The 18,900-nt window shown below is 64.9% G+C and carries 15 protein-coding genes; 11 read left to right on the top strand and 4 right to left on the bottom strand.

The window, feature by feature from the left end:
- The first annotated feature begins 104 nt into the window (after nt 1-104).
- The 6 genes from NCS03_RS22225 (at nt 105) to NCS03_RS22200 (ending at nt 7,099) form a co-directional block, all read left to right on the top strand.
- Entirely contained in the window at nt 105-1,472 is a 1,368-nt protein-coding gene (locus tag NCS03_RS22225; RefSeq protein WP_284504420.1) for a M20 family metallopeptidase, read from the top strand.
- Nucleotides 1,473-1,498: 26 nt separating this feature from the next.
- A complete protein-coding gene (locus NCS03_RS22220; RefSeq protein WP_033536226.1) occupies nt 1,499-2,776 on the top strand; it encodes an MFS transporter in 1,278 nt (425 codons plus the stop codon).
- A 234-nt stretch (nt 2,777-3,010) separates the two neighbouring features.
- Complete coding sequence (locus NCS03_RS22215; RefSeq protein ID WP_008348405.1) at nt 3,011-3,319, top strand: DUF4148 domain-containing protein; 309 nt, start codon at nt 3,011-3,013, stop codon at nt 3,317-3,319.
- A 270-nt stretch (nt 3,320-3,589) separates the two neighbouring features.
- Nucleotides 3,590-5,374, top strand: coding sequence for a DNA-binding protein (locus NCS03_RS22210; RefSeq protein WP_250529802.1), 1,785 nt, complete (start codon nt 3,590-3,592; stop codon nt 5,372-5,374).
- 13 nt (nt 5,375-5,387) lie between these two features.
- The gene (locus NCS03_RS22205; RefSeq protein ID WP_008348401.1) at nt 5,388-5,783 is read left to right on the top strand and encodes an SRPBCC family protein; all 396 of its coding nucleotides are present in this window, start codon (nt 5,388-5,390) and stop codon (nt 5,781-5,783) included.
- Nucleotides 5,784-5,863: 80 nt separating this feature from the next.
- The gene (locus NCS03_RS22200; RefSeq protein ID WP_250529801.1) at nt 5,864-7,099 is read left to right on the top strand and encodes an NYN domain-containing protein; all 1,236 of its coding nucleotides are present in this window, start codon (nt 5,864-5,866) and stop codon (nt 7,097-7,099) included.
- A 12-nt stretch (nt 7,100-7,111) separates the two neighbouring features.
- Here the strand turns inward: NCS03_RS22200 and NCS03_RS22195 are convergent, their stop codons facing one another.
- The 3 genes from NCS03_RS22195 to NCS03_RS22185 all read right to left on the bottom strand — a co-directional run bounded on the left by NCS03_RS22195 (nt 7,112) and on the right by NCS03_RS22185 (nt 9,834).
- A complete protein-coding gene (locus NCS03_RS22195; protein ID WP_250436718.1) occupies nt 7,112-8,524 on the bottom strand; it encodes an HdeD family acid-resistance protein in 1,413 nt (470 codons plus the stop codon).
- 151 nt (nt 8,525-8,675) lie between these two features.
- Entirely contained in the window at nt 8,676-9,458 is a 783-nt protein-coding gene (locus NCS03_RS22190) for an alpha/beta hydrolase (protein WP_250529800.1), read from the bottom strand.
- 28 nt (nt 9,459-9,486) lie between these two features.
- Entirely contained in the window at nt 9,487-9,834 is a 348-nt protein-coding gene (locus NCS03_RS22185) for a DUF4148 domain-containing protein (protein ID WP_008348393.1), read from the bottom strand.
- Between the two features lie 398 nt (nt 9,835-10,232).
- Between NCS03_RS22185 and NCS03_RS22180 the strand changes: the two genes are divergently transcribed.
- A complete protein-coding gene (locus tag NCS03_RS22180; protein WP_008348391.1) occupies nt 10,233-10,610 on the top strand; it encodes a DUF3331 domain-containing protein in 378 nt (125 codons plus the stop codon).
- Between the two features lie 15 nt (nt 10,611-10,625).
- On the opposite strand, the gene NCS03_RS22175 is transcribed toward NCS03_RS22180, so the two are convergent.
- The gene (locus NCS03_RS22175; protein ID WP_250503312.1) at nt 10,626-12,251 is read right to left on the bottom strand and encodes an ABC transporter substrate-binding protein; all 1,626 of its coding nucleotides are present in this window, start codon (nt 12,249-12,251) and stop codon (nt 10,626-10,628) included.
- Nucleotides 12,252-12,395: 144 nt separating this feature from the next.
- Between NCS03_RS22175 and NCS03_RS22170 the strand changes: the two genes are divergently transcribed.
- From NCS03_RS22170 to NCS03_RS22155, 4 genes are all read left to right on the top strand, one after another.
- A complete protein-coding gene (locus tag NCS03_RS22170) occupies nt 12,396-13,406 on the top strand; it encodes a LuxR C-terminal-related transcriptional regulator (RefSeq protein WP_033536286.1) in 1,011 nt (336 codons plus the stop codon).
- 258 nt (nt 13,407-13,664) lie between these two features.
- Nucleotides 13,665-15,464 carry an adenylate/guanylate cyclase domain-containing protein gene (locus NCS03_RS22165; RefSeq protein WP_250529799.1) on the top strand — a complete coding sequence of 600 codons (1,800 nt, stop codon included), beginning with the start codon at nt 13,665-13,667 and terminating at the stop codon, nt 15,462-15,464.
- A 37-nt stretch (nt 15,465-15,501) separates the two neighbouring features.
- Nucleotides 15,502-16,806: a phosphatase PAP2 family protein gene (locus tag NCS03_RS22160; protein WP_250521992.1), complete on the top strand. Its 1,305-nt coding sequence runs from the start codon at nt 15,502-15,504 to the stop codon at nt 16,804-16,806.
- Nucleotides 16,803-18,896: a S8/S53 family peptidase gene (locus NCS03_RS22155; RefSeq protein WP_250529798.1), complete on the top strand. Its 2,094-nt coding sequence runs from the start codon at nt 16,803-16,805 to the stop codon at nt 18,894-18,896. Before NCS03_RS22160 ends, NCS03_RS22155 begins: the two co-directional genes overlap by 4 nt.
- Nucleotides 18,897-18,900 lie beyond the last annotated feature (4 nt).

The raw sequence follows: 18,900 nt of genomic DNA, 5'->3' as shown, positions 1-18,900 counted from the left end.
TTTGGCGTTTCTAGACTGGCCGGAATGAGTAGCCACAATTGCCCGGAGACGTCGTGAAAGAACATCAAGAAAGTCGTGAAGCCGCCATCGCCATCGCTTGCAAGATGTTCGATTCGGGCGCGTTCTTCGCGGATCTGCAGCGCCGCGTCGCGTTTCGCACCGAGAGCCAGAACGGGCGGAATCCCGCGCTGAATGCCTATCTCACCGATGAGATCAGCGACACGCTCGCGCGCGTCGGTTTTACGGCGCGCGTCGTCGACAATCCGGTCGCGGGCGGCCCGCCGTTTTTGATCGCCGAACGCCACGAATCCGACGACTTGCCGACGGTGCTGACCTACGGCCATGGCGACGTCGTGCGCGGCTACGACGAGCAATGGCGCGCGGGCCTGAAGCCGTGGCAGATCGTCGTCGACGAAGACCGCTGGTACGGCCGCGGCACCGCCGACAACAAAGGCCAGCATTCGGTCAATTTCGCGGCGCTCGCCGCGGTGTTGCAGGCGCGCGCAGGCAGGCTCGGCTACAACGTCAAGGTGATCTTCGAAACGGGCGAGGAGGTCGGCTCGCCGGGTCTCGATGAAGTCTGCGCCGCGCACAAGAATGCGCTCGCGGCGGATGTATTCATCGCGTCGGACGGGCCGCGCGTATCCGCCGAACGTCCGACGCTCTTTCTCGGCTCGCGCGGCGGCGTGCCGTTCGAACTGACGGTGAACCTCCGCGAAGGCGGACATCACTCCGGCAACTGGGGCGGCGTGCTGCGCAATCCGGCCGTCGTGCTGTCGCATGCGATCGCGAGTCTCGTCGACCGCAACGGCAGCATCGTCGTCGAAGGATTGCGGCCGCCGCCGATTTCCGATGCGGTGCGCGAAGCCCTCGCCGATATCGAACTGGGCCGCGACGAAAGCTCACCCGAGATCGATCCGACGTGGGGCGAGCCGGGCCTGACGCCGACCGAACGCGTGATCGGCTGGAACGCGCTCGAAGTGCTCGCGATGAAATCCGGCAACGCCGATGCACCCGTCAACGCGATTCCGCCGTTCGCGAAAGCGGTGTGCCAGTTGCGCTTCGTCGTCGGAACGGATTGGGAGAACCTGCAGACGCATCTCGAACGTCACTTCGCGCAGCACGGCTTCACCGAAGTGACCGTCAAGGCGACGCGCGGCACGCCCGCGACGCGCCTCGATCTCGACGATCCGTGGGTTCACTGGGCACTCGATTCGATGCGCGCGACGACCGGCAAGAAGCCCGCGCTGTTGCCGAACCTGGGCGGCACGGTGCCCAACGATGTCTTCGCGAAGACACTCGGCCTGCCGACGCTCTGGGTGCCGCATTCGTATCCCGCGTGCAACCAGCACGCGCCGAACGAACACGTGCTCGGCTCCGTCATGCGCGAATCGCTCGGCGTGATGGCGGGCCTCTGGTGGGACCTCGGCGAGATGGGCGCGGCGATCGTCGCCACGCGCGACGCGCATTGATCGAACGCCACTAATGACACGCTGACATCATGAACAAAAAGCCCCTGAGCCTGACGCAAATCGTGCTCGCGACTTCGGTCGGCAACGCGCTCGAATGGTTCGATATCGCGATCTATGCGTTTTTCGCGGTGTATATCGCGAAGAACTTCTTCCCGGCCGCGAACGAGACGGCGTCGATGCTGCTCACGTTCGGCTCGTTCGGCGCGTCGTATCTGGTGCGGCCGATAGGCGGCATGGTGCTCGGCGCATACGCGGACAAGCGCGGGCGCAAGGCTGCGTTGATGATGTCGGTGGGGCTGATGATGATCGGCACGGCGATCATCGCGGTGATTCCGCCGTATGCGTCGATCGGATTGATCGCGCCCGCGGGCGTGTTCATCGCGCGCCTGATCCAGGGCTTTTCGGCGGGCGGCGAGTTCGGGCCGTCGACGGCCATGCTGATCGAGCACGCGCCGGATCGCCGTGGCCTGCTCGCGAGCTGGCAATTCGCGACGCAGGGGCTCGCGACCTTGCTCGCGTCGATTTTCGGCTTCGCGCTCGCCAAGCTGATGCCCGCCGCCGAGCTTGCCGCATGGGGCTGGCGCATTCCGTTCTTCTTCGGCTTGCTGATCGGACCGGCGGGTCTTTTCCTGCGCCGCTATCTCGAAGACGCGGCCGATTACACCGAAGCCGAGCACACGTCGACGCCCGTGCGCGATGTATTCACGCAGCAAAAGGCGCTGCTGCTCATCTCGATCGGCGCGCTGACGGTATCGACGGCGGTGAACTATCTGCTGCAATACGTGCCGACGTTCGCGATCCGCGAACTGCATCTCGATGCATCGACGGGTTTCGCCGCGAGCACCGTCGCGGGCCTGATGCTGACGCTGGTGACGCCTTTCGCGGGGCATCTCTCGGACAGGATCGGCCGCGTGAAGCAGATGTCGACGGCGGCGCTCCTGCTCTTCGTGACGGGCTATCCGGCGTTCGCGTATGTCGTTTCGCATGTGTCGGTGGCGTCGCTGTTCGCGCTCGTCGCGTGGCTCGCGCTGCTCAAGGCGATCTATTTCGGCGCGCTGCCGGCGTTGATGTCGGAGATCTTTCCCGTGTCGACGCGCGCGACGGGCATGTCGATCGGCTACAACATCGGCGTGACGGTGTTCGGCGGCTTCACGCCCGCGATCATCATCTGGCTCCTGAGCGCGACGGGCAGCAAGGCCGCGCCGAGCTTCTACATGATGTTCACGGCGGTGATCAGTCTCGCGGCGCTCGCGGCGGTGAGCCGCGGCAAGGTGCAGATGCGAGCGGCGAGCGCGGCCGCCTGAGTCCGCTTCTTTTTTTGATACGAGCGCGCCGATTGCCGATGACATCGACAATCGGCGTTTCGCTTTGTATCGCACTGTATCTGCGCGGAATCCCGACACACGGCGTTTCATAATCCGCTTTTCGCGAAACAAGCCAGATACGTCCGCGAGTTCAAATACCTCCAAGCCGAACGATTCGCAACACACGGCGAATCGCCAAGACGGCCTTCCATCAAAATTCACTGGAGGTAAATCATGAAAGTCATCCAATCGCTGATCGTCGCCGCTGCCGTCGCGCTTCCGGTTCTTTCGTTCGCTCAGTCGAATCAGCCGATCACCCGCGCCGAAGTGCGTGCGCAACTCGTCGAGCTGGAAAAGGCGGGCTACGACCCGGCAAGCGATCAGACGCAATATCCGCAAAACATCCAGGCCGCGCAAGCGCGCGTGGACGCCGCGAAGGGCCTGACGGCATACGGCGCGCCGGCGAACGGCAACGTCGCGTCGGGCACGCGTTCGGCGGATACGGATGTCATCGGACTCGGCCCGGTTTTCGCGAAGCCGTAATCGCACCGATTTAACGAATTAGAAAGCCCGGACGAAATTGCTCGTCCGGGCTCGACGCGTTTCTGTCAATAACGTATTACGCCACGGTTTCAAGGTCCCGCAGACGATACACTCTCGCTACAAAATCCTATTTTCGACGGCATGCGACGTGCTTCGATTGGTCGAGCGCGGAAAATGGGTATCATCCATCTCCGCCCCGCGCGGATTTAGCCGAACGTAACAATGTATCGCAGTGTTTTGAGTGCGACGCCACTGATTTTCGAGGCGCTTATGCCCACAGACGTAGACAACATCACCGACGAGCAAATCGCGTCGATCGCCGATCGACTGACCGAAGAAGGTCGCAAGGTTTCTCCCTTGACGGTGTGGGCGGAGGCCGGAAACGGCTCCGTCGTCGCCATCGCGGCCGGCCTGCAGCGCTGGCGCGAGGCGCGGTCCCCGGACATGCCGCAGCAGCAGGCGCCGACCGGACTGCCCGACGACCTTGCCGAGACACTCGTGAATGTCGCGCGGCAGCTCTGGACCGTTTCGCGCGACGAAACCGAGCGGATGTCCGGACAGCGGCTGTCCGCCGTGAGCCAGCGGCTCACGACCGCGCTTGCGGAGCGCGACGAGGCGCTCGCCGAATTCCAGAAGACCGGCGACGAGGCCGCGAAGAACCGCCAGCAAATGATGGAAATGCTGAGCGCATTGCGGGCGTCCGAGGAATCGGTCGTGCGACTGCGCGAAGAGGCCGATGCAGCCACGATACGCGCGCAGACCGCAGAGACGCGCATCGAGGAAGCGGCGCAGCGCGCGTCGGCGGAGCGGGCCCAATTGGAAACCGTGAACGCATCGCTCGAAGAAGAGCGGCGGGCGAAAGAAGCGCTGAACGCGGCGCTGGCGGCCAAGGACGAGGACATCGCACGCATCGCGCAAGAGCGCGATCAGGCACGCGAGCAGCAGGCGAATCTGCATGCGTCGCTTGCGGGCAAGGACGAGGAGCTTGCGCGCATCGTTGACGAGCGCAATCAGGCACGGCAGCAGCACGAGCAATTGAGCGCGTCGCTTGCGAGCAAGGATGAAGAACTCGCGCGTATCGCGGAAGAGCGCGATCAGGCGCGGCAGCAGCACGAGCAATTGAGCGCGTCGCTCGCGGGCAAGGATGAAGAAATCGCGCGTATCGCGGAAGAGCGCGATCAGGCGCGTCAGCAGCACGAGCAGTTGAGCGCGTCGCTTGCGGCCAAGGATGAAGAACTCGCGCGCATCGCCGAGGAGCGCGATCAGGCGCGTCAGCAGCATGAAGCGCTTGGCCTCGTATCGCAGGAAAAATCGGCGGAAGCCGAGCGCCTGTTGCAGGACCTCAACGCGACGCATACGCGTGCGCAGGCCGCCGAAGCGCAGGCGAGCGAAAACCTCACGCGCATCGCCGCGCTGGAAGCGGAACTGAACGACGCGCGCAGCGCACTGGCAGCGGAGCGCGAAAGCGCGGCTGCGCGCGGCGCGGAAGTTTCTGCGCAGCGGGAACATGCCGAACGCATCGGCGCCGAGCTGGACGAAGCCCGCAAGCAGGTCAGCGCGCTGATGGAAGAAAAGGCCGAGCAGGGCGCGGAACTCGCGCGCGTATCGAACGATGTCAACGCGTTGCGCGAACGCGCCGAAGCCGCCGAGAGAAACGCGACCGATCTCGCGAAGCGTCTCGTCGAAAAGGAGCAGGGCGACGAGTCCGAGCTGGCATCGCTGCAGCGTCAGGTGGCGGCGCAGGCGAAGGCGCATTCGAAGGCCTACGACGACCTTCGCGCCAATGCCGAGCAGTGGGTCACGTACGCGAAGGACTTGCGCCAGCGCCTCGACGTGGCGAACGAGAAGATCCTTTTCATCGATGCCCGCAGCACGGGCGAGGTCGCGCTGATGCGGCGGCTCGCGGTCGAACTGGAGCGCCTGAAGCCCGATCACGAGCTCGTGTTCCGCGAGGCGCAGCAGAAGCTGATCGGCGACAAGATGGCGCAACAGCTCGCGCAGAAGGGCTATCGCTACGATCCGGCCACGGCGGTGATGTCGAAGATCGAAACGTGACATCCGCGTGACGATGCATACGCGGACCCTCACCGTCACCGTCGATCGCGACTGGCGCGAGCTTTACGACGCGATCTGGCGTCCGGAAGTCTTCCCGACGTGGGCGTCCGGACTGGCGCAGTCGACGCTCGAAGACATGGGCGATCACTGGCGCGCACGCGGTCCGGCAGGCGAAGTGACGATCCGCTTCACCGAGCACAACGCGTTCGGAATCATGGATCATCGCGTCGGTCTGCCGGATGGCGGCGAGGTCTACGTTCCGTTGCGCGTGTATCAGAACGGCGCGGGCGCCGATATCGCGCTCACGCTGTTCCGCCAGCCCGGCATGTCCGATGACACATTCGCCGCCGACGCCGACTGGGTCCGCCGCGATCTCGCCGCGCTTGCGGCCCGTTACGGCAAGCGCTGATTTTCGCGTATCCCTTCCAGTCAACGCCGGCAAGCTATCATGTGGTCATTCCAAACATGCCGCACGGGCTGGAGAACCATATGGCTGGACCTCAGGAAAGCGTCAGCATGGCGTTGTTCTGCGACTTCGAGAACGTCGCGCTCGGCGTTCGCGATGCGAAGTACGAAAAATTCGATATCAGACCCGTGCTCGAACGCCTGCTGCTGAAGGGAAGCATCGTCGTCAAAAAGGCTTATTGCGACTGGGACCGCTACAAGGGCTTCAAATCGGCGATGCACGAGGCCAGCTTCGAGATGATCGAGATTCCGCACGTGCGTCAGTCCGGCAAGAATTCCGCCGATATCCGTCTCGTCGTCGATGCACTCGATCTCTGCTACACGAAAGCGCACGTCGATACGTTCGTCATCATCAGCGGCGATTCGGACTTCTCGCCGCTCGTGTCGAAACTGCGTGAGAACGCGAAGAAAGTCATCGGCGTGGGCGTGAAGCAATCGACGTCGGATCTGCTCGTCGCGAACTGCGACGAGTTCATCTTCTACGACGACCTCGTGCGCGAGCAGCAACGCGCCATCGCCAAGCGCGAACAGCGCGATGCGAAGCGCGCGTCCGACGAAGAGCGGCAACCGAAGCAGGAGATGGAATCGCGCAAGTCGCACGCGATCGCGATTACCGTCGAGACCTTCGAGGCGCTCGCATCGGAACGCGGCGAGAGCGGCAAGATCTGGGCATCGGTGCTGAAGAGCGCCATCAAGCGCCGCAAGCCGGGTTTCAGCGAGACGCAATACGGCTTTCGCGCGTTCGGCAATCTGCTCGACGAAGCGCAATCTCGCGGTCTGCTTGAAGTCGGCCGCGACGATAAATCCGGCGCGTTCGTGTTTCGTTCTGCTCACACGGCTCAGGTCGCGCCGATGGACGTGAGACCGAGCGAGCCGCCAGCGGTCGCGCCCGCTAGAGAACACGAGGGAGCGGCGAACGGCCGGCGCAAGGAGAAACGCGGCGGGAGAAAGTCTGCACGCGTGGCGGCGCCCGAACCTGTGTTCGTCGTCGAAGAAGCGCCGGCGCCCGTCGAGGTCGAAACGCCCGAGCCGTCGCAGGAACACGCGCCCACTCCCGAGCCTGCACCGAAAAAGCCCGCCGCGCCGCGCCGGTCGCGCAAGACCGCGGCGAAACGAAGCGCCGCCGCCGACGTGCCGCATGAAAGCGCCGCGCCCGTCTCCGAGCCCGATGCCGAAGCGAAGGCGGAGAAGCCATCGCGCAAGCCGTCAGCGCGGGGCAACCGCTCGCGCAAGACTGCCGACAAGCCGGTCGAATCGTGATGCCACGGCGCGTCAGCCGGTACGCTGCTCCGCCGTCGCCGACGCATCTTGCTCTTGAACGCGCACGGCGGCGTGCTCTTCGGCGCGCCAGCGCTGCCGCGAGCGATACATCGTCGCGACCGCGATGCGCGCCATCTTCACCCAGCCCGAGTGACGCGGGTCCGCGAGCATGCTGAGCGCGCGCGCATAGTCGAGCGTGAGGCCGGGCGTCCAGGCCATCGTCGCAGCGCGTTTGCGAACTTGCGCGGCGACCCACAACTCGGGCGTCGTCATGATACGCACGAGCGGCTTCCATCCGCCGCCTTTGCCCCACACGCGCGCCGACGCGCCTTCGATCGCCGCTTCCAGCGCCCGCGCCACGGAACTCGAACAGTTGCGGTACGTGAGGTTGTACGTCGTGTCGCGCCGATACTCCTGCCAGAAGCGCGCGAGCCGCGCCGGATCGTAATTGCGGATACGCACCTGCTGCGTCGACGGACACCACGCCTTCGATTCCGTTTCGTAGTCCGGCTGAAAGAGGCCGGGCACGTCGTTCTCGCGCGTCGCGCGCAACGTGCGTGAGAATTCGTCCGGCGACCGGTCGATTTCGACCGCCGGATAGAGGCTGATGTACACGCCCTCGGGCGTCTCCAGCGCCGCATGGCCGGTCGAGATCGTGCCGTTCCTGTCGACGGCGGCGATATAGCGATCGATGATCAATTGCCTGCGCGGTTGCGACTTCGCCGTGCCGACGGGCGTCCACACATGCACCGTCAGCGCGGCTTCGCCGGGCGCGGGCGGGCCGTCCCAGACCGCGCCTGCGAACGATGGCGCGGCGGGCTTCGCGTCGTCGTGAGCGGAGTTGGTTGCACCGTCATCGACGGCGGGATTCGCCGCCATGCGCCGCACGCGCGCCGCGAGCAGGATCATGTTCCAGCCGCCGAAGAAAAGCCCGAACGCGACGCAATACGCGACCGTGCCCGCATAGTGATCCGGATACGGCTGATAGAAGAAGATCGCGATGGCGATCTCGAGCACGCCGCCCGCCATCGCGATACGCCATTTGCGAAAGCGGACCACGCGCGCGGAAATGATCTGGAGCGCGCCATCGACGAGAAAAAGCGTGCCGAAGATGAGCGACAGCACGAAATTGCCGTGCTCGCCGCCGAACAGCACGAGCAGCGCCGAGAGGCAGAAAGTCGCGCCCTTCACGTAGCGCAGCTTGCGCTGGCCGCCCATGCCGGTCCACGCGACGGCCAGCGTGGCGAGGCCTTCGAGCAGCATCAGCAGCACGAAGGGGACGATGGGAAAGTACAGGGAACCGTCGAGCGCGTCGATGAAGATGACGCCGCCGAGCGCGATGCTGAGCAGGCCGAGCGTCATCACCGAGCGCCAGCGCGTGCGCAGATAGTCGACGCCGAGAAGAATCATCACGAGCCGAACCATCGCTTCCTCCGTCTGGTCATTCGACGCCTCGTGCGCGACACGCGCGGCCACACACTATATAAGCCATGGACGGCGGATACGGCAAGAAGCGCAAACCCCAGACGAATGCGCGCGGCGTCATGCGTGCTGCACGACGCCGCGCGATTTTCACCTACTGCACCGCATGCTTCGCGGCATCTTCGATCACGGCCGCGACCTGCTGCGGCTTCGATTCGTACACGGAATGGCTCGCGCCCGGAATGACCGTGATGTGACTGTGCGCGCGTTCGTAGTACCAGCGTTCGAGATCCGGATTGATGATCTTGTCGCCGCCCGCCACGATGCCCCAGCTCGGTTTCGTCGTCCACGCCGCGGCGGAGAGCGGCGTCGTGAAGACTTGCGCCGCAGTCAGGATCTGCGAGCGCGATTCGAACGTCGCTTGCCTGAGCGGAAGATCGGCGGCGAAGTCTTTCGGGAAGACGGCGGGATTCAGATACGTGTAGCCGTCCGCGGTCTTTTCGACGGCGTTCGTCTGCTTCGCGAGGAAGCTCGGCGTCTTCTTGCCGAGCGCGCCTTCGTCCTCGCCGACGTTCGGCGCATGCGCCGCGACATAGACGAGCCCGGCGACGTTCGGATGCACGCCCGCTTCCGTGATGACCGACCCGCCGTAACTATGACCGACGAGAATCGTCGGACCGTTCTGCAGGTCGAGCACGCGCTTGGTCGCGGCGACGTCCGCGTCGAGCGAGGTGAGTGGCTCCTGCACCATCGTGACGTGATAGCCGTCGCGCGTCAGGATGTCGTAGACCGGCTTCCATCCCGAGCCGTCGACCCATGCGCCATGCACGAGGACGATGTTCTTGATCGACGCATGCGTTCGCGCGGATACATTCGCCGATGCCAACACGCCAGCCGATAACGCCAGTGCCGACGCGACTTGCAAAATTCGCTTCATGAAAGACTCCGCTAGTGCGAACGATGGATCAGCTGCCGAAGAACGGCTGGCAGAAGTCGGCCGGACCGACGCACGCGTTGTTCATCGCGGCATGCTTCGACGCGCTCGCTGCCGATGCGCTCGTGCCGGTCCGTACGCCGCCATAGGCTTGCGATGCGTCGGTGTGTTGCGCGGCGATTTTGCCTTCCGCTGCCTGAATGTCCGCGGGGTAATACGGATCGCTCGCAATCGCGGGGTTATAGCCGGCTTGCTCGACGGCGACGAGATCGGCACGGACTTGAGCGCGCGTAACGGGGCCGTTCGATTGCGCGAATGCGATCGCGGGCGCGGCGAGCGTGGCGACAACGAGAGAGAGGCTGACGAGGTACTTGTTCATGATCGACTCCAAGGTGGATTGAGTGATGCGATTGATCGGGTATCCGAAATAATTGATGTTCTTCGGTTTCCCTCGATAAGGCCGTTGGTCTGCGTTCGCGTTTCGACCTTGACGACACTGTATCGGCCACGGAACGGCTCGACTACACCTACGAAGGAACATGCGTGCACCAACCTTCGATGCATCGATTAAACGTTCGCGTGGCGTGCGCGCCGTGAATCCAGCCGTCTGTCTGATGCGCTCATACGAAGGTGTTAGTTTTCGCGGGCGCAGCCGCCGCGCGCATTAAACCTTGATATAGGCCGGCGCAACCATCGGGCAGTTGGCGCGCGATTTCGGTTTCATTACCTTGGAGTGGCGATGCCGATTCCACGCATTTCTTCGACAAGGAGCCGAACATGGCTGAAGCTGCACTCGCCCTCGATCCGTGGGCGCGAACGATCTTCCTGCTGACATCGTTGAGTGATGGCGCGAGCTTCGAAGCGCCTTCGCCGAGGCGTCCTTTCGCGCAAGGCGGCGATCAACGCGTCGCGGTAAAGCTGATCGAGCGGCCATCGAGCACGACGGCGACGATCGAATGGCGCGACTCGACGCGCTGCTGTTATGGCGATCAGGTGTGGCGTGCGATGCGCGCGCGCACCGTCGGCGTATGCGCGATGAGCGGCGTCGAGATTCGTCGCGGCGATCGTGTTTATGCGCCGAATCCGCGTCCGGTTCCGGGCAATGCGGGCGCGATGATTCTCGCGTCGGTGCTCGATGAGCTGACACCGTCCTGAACTCGTCAGACGAAATCAGTCGATGCCGACGCCCCAGAAACGCGTCATGCCGAATCGATCGATCCTGAAGCCCGTCACATTGCGCGCGACCGGCTGATAAACGGTCGCGTGCGCAATCGGCGTGAACGGAACCTGTTCCTTGAAGATTCTCTGCGCTTGCTGATAGCGCGCGGTGCGTGCATCGATATCGAGCGTGGCCCGCGCTTCCTTGATGAGATCGTCGTAGGGCTTGTAGCACCACTTCGCGAAGTTGCCGCCCTTCACGGCGTCGCAGCCGAGGAGCACGCCGAGCCAGTCGTCCGGATCGCCATAATTGCCGCTCCATCCGATGAGTAGCGCGTCATGCTCGCCGGCGCGCGCACGGCGTACGTACTCGCCCATTTCGTACGTGACGATCTCCGCCTGCACGCCGATCTTCGCCCAGTCCGCCTGAATCATCTCCGCCATGAGCCGCGCGTTCGGGTTGTACGCGCGTTGCACCGGCATCGCCCATAGCCTGAGTTTGAGTCCGTTCGCGTGACCCGCTTGCGCGAGCAACGCTTTCGCGCGTGCCGGATCGTACGGCGCGTCGCGAATGCCGAAGTCGTAGCCCCATTGCATCGGCGGCATCGGATTGGTTGCGGCGCGCGCGGTGCCTTGATAGACGGCGTCGAGTATCGCGTGCTTGTCGATCGACATGTCGAGCGCGCGGCGCACGGTCACGTCGTCGAGCGGCGCTCTGGACGTGTTGTAGGCGAGATAGCCCAGATTGAAGCCCGGCTGATTCACGTCTTGCAGGCGCGCGTCTTTCCTGATCGACGCGATGTCGGCGGGACGCGGATAGCTCATCACCTGACATTCGCCCTGCCTGAGCTTTTGCAGGCGCACCATCGGATCGGTGGTGATCGCGAACGTCAGCGATTTCAGCCGGACGATGTTCGCCTTCCAGTATTGCGTGTTGCCCGCGAAGCGGATCGTCGCGTCTTTCGCGTAGTCGATAAACACGAAAGGACCGGTGCCGACCGGATGCCAGTTGATGTCGCTCGCGCGGCCCGCGGCGAGCAGCTTGTCGGCGTATTCGCGCGAGAGTATCGACGCGAAGGGCATCGCCATTTTCTGCAGGAAAGGCGCATCGATTCGTGCGAGCGTGAAGCGCACCGTATAGGGATCGGGCGCGTCGATGCGCTCGATGTTCGTCGCGAGACCGAGGTCGCGGAAATACGGAAACGACACGGGATAAGCGCGGCGAAACGGATGCTGTGCATCGCGCATGCGCTCGAACGTGAACACGACGTCGTCGGCGTTGAATTCGCGCGTCGGCGTGAAGTAGCCAGTCGTATGAAACTTGACGCCGTGGCGCAGATAAAACGTGTATTGAAGGCCATCCGGCGAGCGTTCCCACGACTGCGCGAGCCCCGGCTCGATATCGCCGTTTTCCCGATCGAACTCCACGAGCCGGTTGTAGACGGTATAGCCCGCCGCGCTCGCTTCGATCGACGACGTGAATTGCGCATCGTCGAATCCGGCGGGGCTGGCTTCGGAGCAGTACACGAGGCTTTTGTCGGGCACGCGCTGCTGCGCGGCGGCGAAATCGGCGATGCAGGCTTGCGCGACCAGCAGCGCATGAATCGCCCGCCATGCGTGCTTGCTTTTGCCTGTCATATGCGTGGCCTCGCAGTGTGCCGATGGCGAATGCAGTATAGGCAGCGCAGCACGCTCTTACAATTTGCGCACGGCATGCGCGCTTCGCATGACGAACGTTCGACCATCGCGCATGAGCGCGCGAGTCGGTATAGCATGCATCGCATGAAGATACTGTTGACCGGACCGGCGGGGCTGTTTCGCGAGGGCGTCGCGGCGCTCCTGCGGGGATTCGCGCAGGATGCCGAAGTGCACGCGGCCGACCGTCTTCCCGATCGATGGCCGGACGAACGCAAGCCCGATTGCATCGTCATGGACGGCGATCGTCTGAACGATGTCCGCGCGCAACTCGACGCCGCGCGCGAACGTGTCGGAACGACGCCCGTGATCGTGCTGTTGAGCATGGCCACGCGCGAGCAAGTCGATGAACTGATCGCGACGGGCGTCGCGGGATGTGTCGAGAAATCCGCTTCGGCAGAGCTTCTTTTTGGTGCGATCGGCCTCGTGCTGGCAGGCGGCGTTTCGCTGCCGCGCTCGCTGCTTTCGTCGGAGAGAAGCGAATTGCGCATGCCGTCCGGAAACGTCGCGCCGGACCCGAACCTGCATCTGACGCCGCGTCAGCTCGAAGTGCTCGCGCTGCTCGCTCGCGGACGCTCCAACAAGACGATCGCGCGCGAACTCGATGTCGCCGAGGCCACGGTCAAGACGCATCTCACGACGATATTCAAGGCGCTGAACGTATCGAGCCGTGGCGAAGCGAGCGCGGTTGCGGCGCGCATGGCGAAGATCCGCGAGACGCAGGTCGATCACGCCATCAGCGGTCAGCTTCCGGTCGCGCGCCTGCTCGCCAGAATGGAAAGCCAGCGTTTCCGGCCCGGCGAAGTGCTGTTTCGCAAAGGCGATCCGAGCGGCCAGATGTTCTACGTCGAGAAGGGCACGGTGCGGCTTTCGGAGCTCGGCATCGAACTGGGCGCGGGCACGGTGCTCGGCGAAATCGGGCTCTTTTCGCCGGAGCATCGGCGCACGTCGACGGTGATCTGCAAGACGGACTGCGAGATGCGAACCGTTTCCGCCGCCGATGCCATTCGGCTCTACTATCAGGAGCCCGAATTCGCGCTTTATCTGGTCCAGCTCATCGCGAGCCGGCTGCAGGCCGACAAGGATCGAGGCGCTTAGGAACGCTTCCGTACATAGTGCCGAAAAGGCGCCTTGCTATTCACCGATGCAATGACTACGTTATGGTGTGCGGCAGACATTTCGTGACCCGAAACATCGGACGCGAGTAAAAGATGCCGGGCGTCGCGGCCATTCAAATCATCATCAAACACCGCGCGAGACCCGCGTCTGCCGTCCTGCTGCGCTTGATGCGATCCCTCGGTGAGAGCATGGGCCATCCGTTATCGAACGGACGCGCCGTCGATCGGTCTTGAAAGTATGAACGCGGAACTTGCCGGTACGGCCAATGTGTTGCAACGCGTCGTGCGTACGATCCTGTTCGCCGATCTCGTCGAGTCGTGCCGGCTCGCCGAAGCGGACGAAGCGGGAACGGCCGCGCGCTGGCGCAATCTGCGCGCGGTCATTGAAAACCGCATCGTGCCGGAGCATCAGGGGCGGCTGATCCGCACCGAAGGCGACGGCCTCATGATGCTGTTCGAGCACGCGTTGCCGGCGGCGCGTTGCGCGCTCGACATTCAGGCGGCGTGCAGGGCGAGCGCGGCCGATCGCGGCGACGGCAACGCCGGGGCCGAGCCGCTCATGTTGCGCGAGAGTCTGCACGAGACCGAGCTTTTCGCGGACGAGCGCGACGTCTACGGACGCGGCGTGAATCTGGCCGCGCGTCTCTACAACCTCGCCGGACCCGGCGAAATCGTGATGTCGGATTGCGTGCAGGCGCGGCTCGCGGGCGTTTTCGACGCGTGCATCGAGGATCTCGGCGAATGTCATCTGCGGCATCTGGCGCATCCGGTGCACGCGTTCCGTCTCGGCGGACCGGGGCCGCGTCCGGTGATCGCGCCGAACGCCATCGGCGCGGCGGTGCTGCGGCCTTCGATCGCGGTGATTCCGTTCGCGTCGCGGTGCCTCGACGCGAGCCATGACGTGCTCGGGGAGATTCTCGCCGACGACATCATCATCGGTCTCTCGGGCAGCGACGAACTGCGCGTGATCTCTCGGCTATCCACGAGCGCGTTGCGCGACCGGAGCGCGAACGCGTCGCAGGCGGGCGCGCTGCTCGATGCGCGCTACGTGCTGTCGGGCGCGTATCGCACGCATGGCGGCAAGATCGTGCTCGCCGTCGAACTCGCCGATACCAAACTCGCTTGCGTCGTCTGGGGCGAAACGCTCACCGACAGCATCGACGCCGTCATCGCGGGCGAAAGCACGCTCGTCGCGCACATTCATACGTCGGTTGACACGCGGATCGTGTCGCACGAGCTCGAACGCACGCGCAGCCAGTCGCTGCCGACGCTCGAAAGCTCGACCTTGCTGCTCGGCTCGATTGCGCTGATGCATCGCGGCGTGCGCGACGAATTCGAGCGCGCCGGCCAGATGCTCGACGTGCTCGCGGAGCGCGCGCGCGGCCAGGCGACGCCTTACGCATGGCTCGCGAAATGGCACGTGCTGCGCTTCAATCGCGGCTGGACGACGGACCGCGTCGGCGAGGCGCATTCCGCGCTCGCCTGCTCGCGGCGCGCGCTCGACGCCGATTCGCGCTCGTCGATGGCGCTCGCGGTCGAAGGTTTCGTCCGCACGAATCTGCTCAAGCAGCTCGATGCCGGCGAGGATTGCTACGAGCGCGCGCTGGACGCGAATCCCAACGATTCGCTCGCGTGGCTGCTCAAGGGAACGCTTCATGCATTCAAGGGCGAGGGCGACGAAGCCGTCGCGGCGACGGGACATGCGCTCGCGCTCTCGCCGCTCGATCCGCTGAAGAGTTTCTACGAGTCGCTCTGCGCGACGGCGGCGCTTTCCGCGCGCCAGTACGAGCGCGTGATCGAACTCGCGGAGCATTCGCTGCGCAACGGGCCGAATAACACGTCGACCTTGCGCGCGCTCGCGATCGCGCAGGCGGAACTCGGTCTCGTCGACGATGCGCGGCTCACGATCCGCAAGGTGCTCGCGATCGAGCCGCATCTCACCGTGCGCGGCTTTCTGGAGCGTTCGCCGAGCGCGGCGTTCGAGACGGGCCGCATCTGGTCGGACGCGCTGCGGCGCGCGGGTTTGCCGTTGCAGTAGCCCGCAGGCATTTCTGACGAAGCAAAGAGGTGAACAAATGGCGACTCTCGGCGGAGTGGGCGGCGTCGGTGGTGTCGGTGGCGTGGGCGGCGTCGGTGGCGTGGGCGGCGTCGGGGGAGTGGGAGGCGTCGGCGGAGTCGGCAGCGCCGACATGCTCGGCGGCGCCGAATCGCAGACGATGGGTCTCATCGGCCATCGCGATGGCATCTGCGGGCCGTGGCAGCCGGGTCAGCCGTTTGGGATCAATCCCGAAGAGGACGAATTCCGGACGGACGCGAACGGCAATCCCGTTCGCAATCTCGACGACAACGGCCAGCTCTGGCGCTGGGACGACTGGGTGCGGGCGAGCGTGTTCGACTTCGAACTGGTGTCGAATCTCGCCTTCACGCTCTCGCCAAAGGATGCGGAAGAGGAGGCTGGCGGGACCGGCGTGACGCTGTGGGATCGCGGTTTCAGGATCGACCCGAACGACACCGCGCCCAAGTTCGATCCGCCCAAGCTGATCGTTCAGATGCATCGGCCGGGCAAGGACGTGTTCGTCAAGCAGCTCACGTTCATGGATCGCTACTCCGACCTGCGCGCCGAACGGGCCAATGAAACGCTGCTGCAGATGGGACCGCAAGCAGCCTTCTGGAGCTCGATTCTTTTCCTGAGTCCGCAGCGCACGCCGAAGACGCTCGAACTGCTCGCGACGGCGGTGCGTTTCGCGATCGCCGTGGAAATGCGTTTCAAGCACGCGCTCGCGTGCAGCCGCGCGATCGACTATTCGCCGCAAGTTCAGCCGATGATCCCGACGCCCGGCCACGGCTCGCTGCCGAGCGGACATTCGACGCAGGCGTACATCGTCGCGGGCGTGATGAACGATTTCTTCCGAGATTTACGCAACGCGCCGATGGCGACCGGCGCGCAGCCGTCGACGGCGCTGCACACGCAGCTTTACGCGCAGGCGCGGCGCGTCGCGCTCAACCGCACGATCGCGGGCGTGCACTTCCCGGTGGACACGGCGGCGGGGCATCTGCTCGGGACGACGCTCGCGGAGTATTTCGTGCATCGCTGCAAGATTGACGGCGATCGGGGCACCTTCACGCCGCGCACGTTCCGGGGCGACCAGTTCGACGGCGAAGAGGACTTCAACGATCAGGAGCCGCTCCTCTGGCCCGCCAACGCCACCGCCGCGCAGCAGACCGATCCGCCGACGATGGTGTCGCCCGATTACCCGCATATCTGGCTCGGCAAGCCGAAGCCGACGGGCGCAGGTTCGCCGATTCTCGCCTGGCTATGGAACGAGGCGAAGAACGAGTGGAACGGCAAGGGCTTGAGCGGAAATCGCGTGCCGACATGAACGCGATCTGGCAGGTCCATTCGGATGCCACGCCGCTGCTGGACGAAACCGAAGCCGGCGTGCTGGGCGTAACGCGCGCCGATCCATACCTCGTGTGGGCCGTTCTCACGCGATTCGCAGACCTGGGCGGCCCGCCGCCGGGCTTCGTGCCGATCGCCATCGAGACGGCGCAGGGCACGACGGCGCGCAAGCTCGCCGAGACGGTGCGGGGCAAGAGCGGGATATGGATGTCGGCGCTCTATCGTCATCCGGCCGCGGGTCTCGAAAACACGCGCTTTTGCACCGCATTCGTGACGGCGGCGTTTCTCGATCATCTGAAGACCGATCTCGCCGGCATGATCGAGCGCTTCACGCTCGCGATGCCGGTGCTGGCCGGCGAGCCGCCGCGCAGCGATCCCGTGCCGGTCACGAATCAGGACAAGCTCGCTCACGCGCCGCGTCGCCATGGCGCGCCCAAGGTCGTCGTGGTCGGCGCATGCGACGACGCCATCGCGTTCGCGCACGCGCATTTTTACGCCGATGCAGCCGGCACGGACTCGCGCGTGCGCTGTTTCTGGAATCAGGACGATCCGGCCAACGACGCGCAAGGGCTCGGATACGGGCGCGAGTTCCTCTCGGCGGACATTCACAAGCGGATGAACGACGCGCGGCGCGACGGCGTCATCGACGAAGAGGCGCTCTATCGCGATGCGGGCGCGACGGCGCTCGCCCGCGGATGGACGCACGGCACCGCGACGCTGGACCTCGCCGCGGGCGTCGATTTGCGGCGGCCCGATCTTTCGGCGCCGAATCCGAATCGAGCGCCGGATCCGCCGCCCGAACTGGTCGCCGTGCAATTCCGTCAGCCGGGCCGGACCGTGCGCGACACGTCCGGCCTCTGGCTCGACGCGCAGGCGCTCGATGCGTTGCGCTACATCATCGCGCGCACGCGGGACATTGCCGGCGATGTGAGCCGCGCGTTCATCAATATGAGCTATGGCTATTTCGCCGGTCCGCACGACGGCACGTCGATGCTCGAATGCGCGATGGACGAGCTCTCGCAAACGCAAGCCTGCTCGATCACGCTCCCGGCGGGCAACAGCAATCTCGACCGCTGTCACGGCACGCTGTCCATCGCAAAGGACGCGACAGAAGAACTGCGCTGGCGCGTGTTGCCCGAGTGTCTGACGCCGAGTTTCGTCGAAATCTGGCTGCCCGATATAGGAGATTCGAACATCGAAGTCGCGGTGCGGCCGCCCGGCGGCGGCGCGAGCGCGGGAATCCAGCCCGGCAGCGTCGCCGCCTGGACGCTCGGCAGCGAGCGCCTGTGCACGGTCGTGCATCTCGGCCGCGGCGCGCGCGGCAAACCGCCGATGATTCTCCTCGCGCTCGCGCCGACGATGACGCGCGACCCGAACCGGCGTCCCGCGCCGAGCGGCGACTGGATGATCGAGCTGAAGAATGCCAACCAGAACAGTGACATCGAAGTCCAAGCCTGGGTGCAGCGCAACGAGACGCCCTTCGGCTTCCCCGTACGCGGACGCCAGTCCCGCTTCGACGACGATGCTTACGTGCGCTTCGACAAATACACCGCGCCGCAGGACTACGACGGCCCCAATCCGCCGAGCTGGATCCGTCGCGAGGGCACGCTCAGTTCGATCGCGACGGGCTTTCAGACGTGCGTCGTCGGCGGCTATCGCAAGCAGGACCTGGCCACCGCGCCTTACTCCTCGTCGGGCTTCGACCGCGCGGGCAAGCCGCCCGATCGCGCCGGGCCCGACGTGGCCGCCGTATCGGATCGCTCGATCATCCGCAAAGGCGTGATGGCGGCGGGCACGCGCAGCGGCTCGGCGCTTGCGTTCGAGGGCACGAGCGCCGCCGCGCCGCAAATCCTGCGCAAGATCGCGGTGTCGCCGCCCCAGGGCGCCACCTTTTCGACGACGCCCCGTCAAGACACGCGCAACAAGGCGACGTTGCAGACGATCACGTCCGCCGGCGTCACCGAGCAAGGCCGCAAGCTCGACGCGGACGAGCGGGGCCGGCGCGTGTCGCAGGACAACGTCGGCGCGGGCATCGTGAAAACGCCGCCGACGGACATCGAAGACCGCTGACGCC

This window comes from Caballeronia sp. ATUFL_F1_KS4A (assembly GCF_023630905.1).
In the GTDB taxonomy this organism is placed as follows: Bacteria; Pseudomonadota; Gammaproteobacteria; order Burkholderiales; family Burkholderiaceae; genus Caballeronia; species Caballeronia zhejiangensis.
This window is presented reverse-complemented; position numbering and strand designations above follow the sequence as displayed.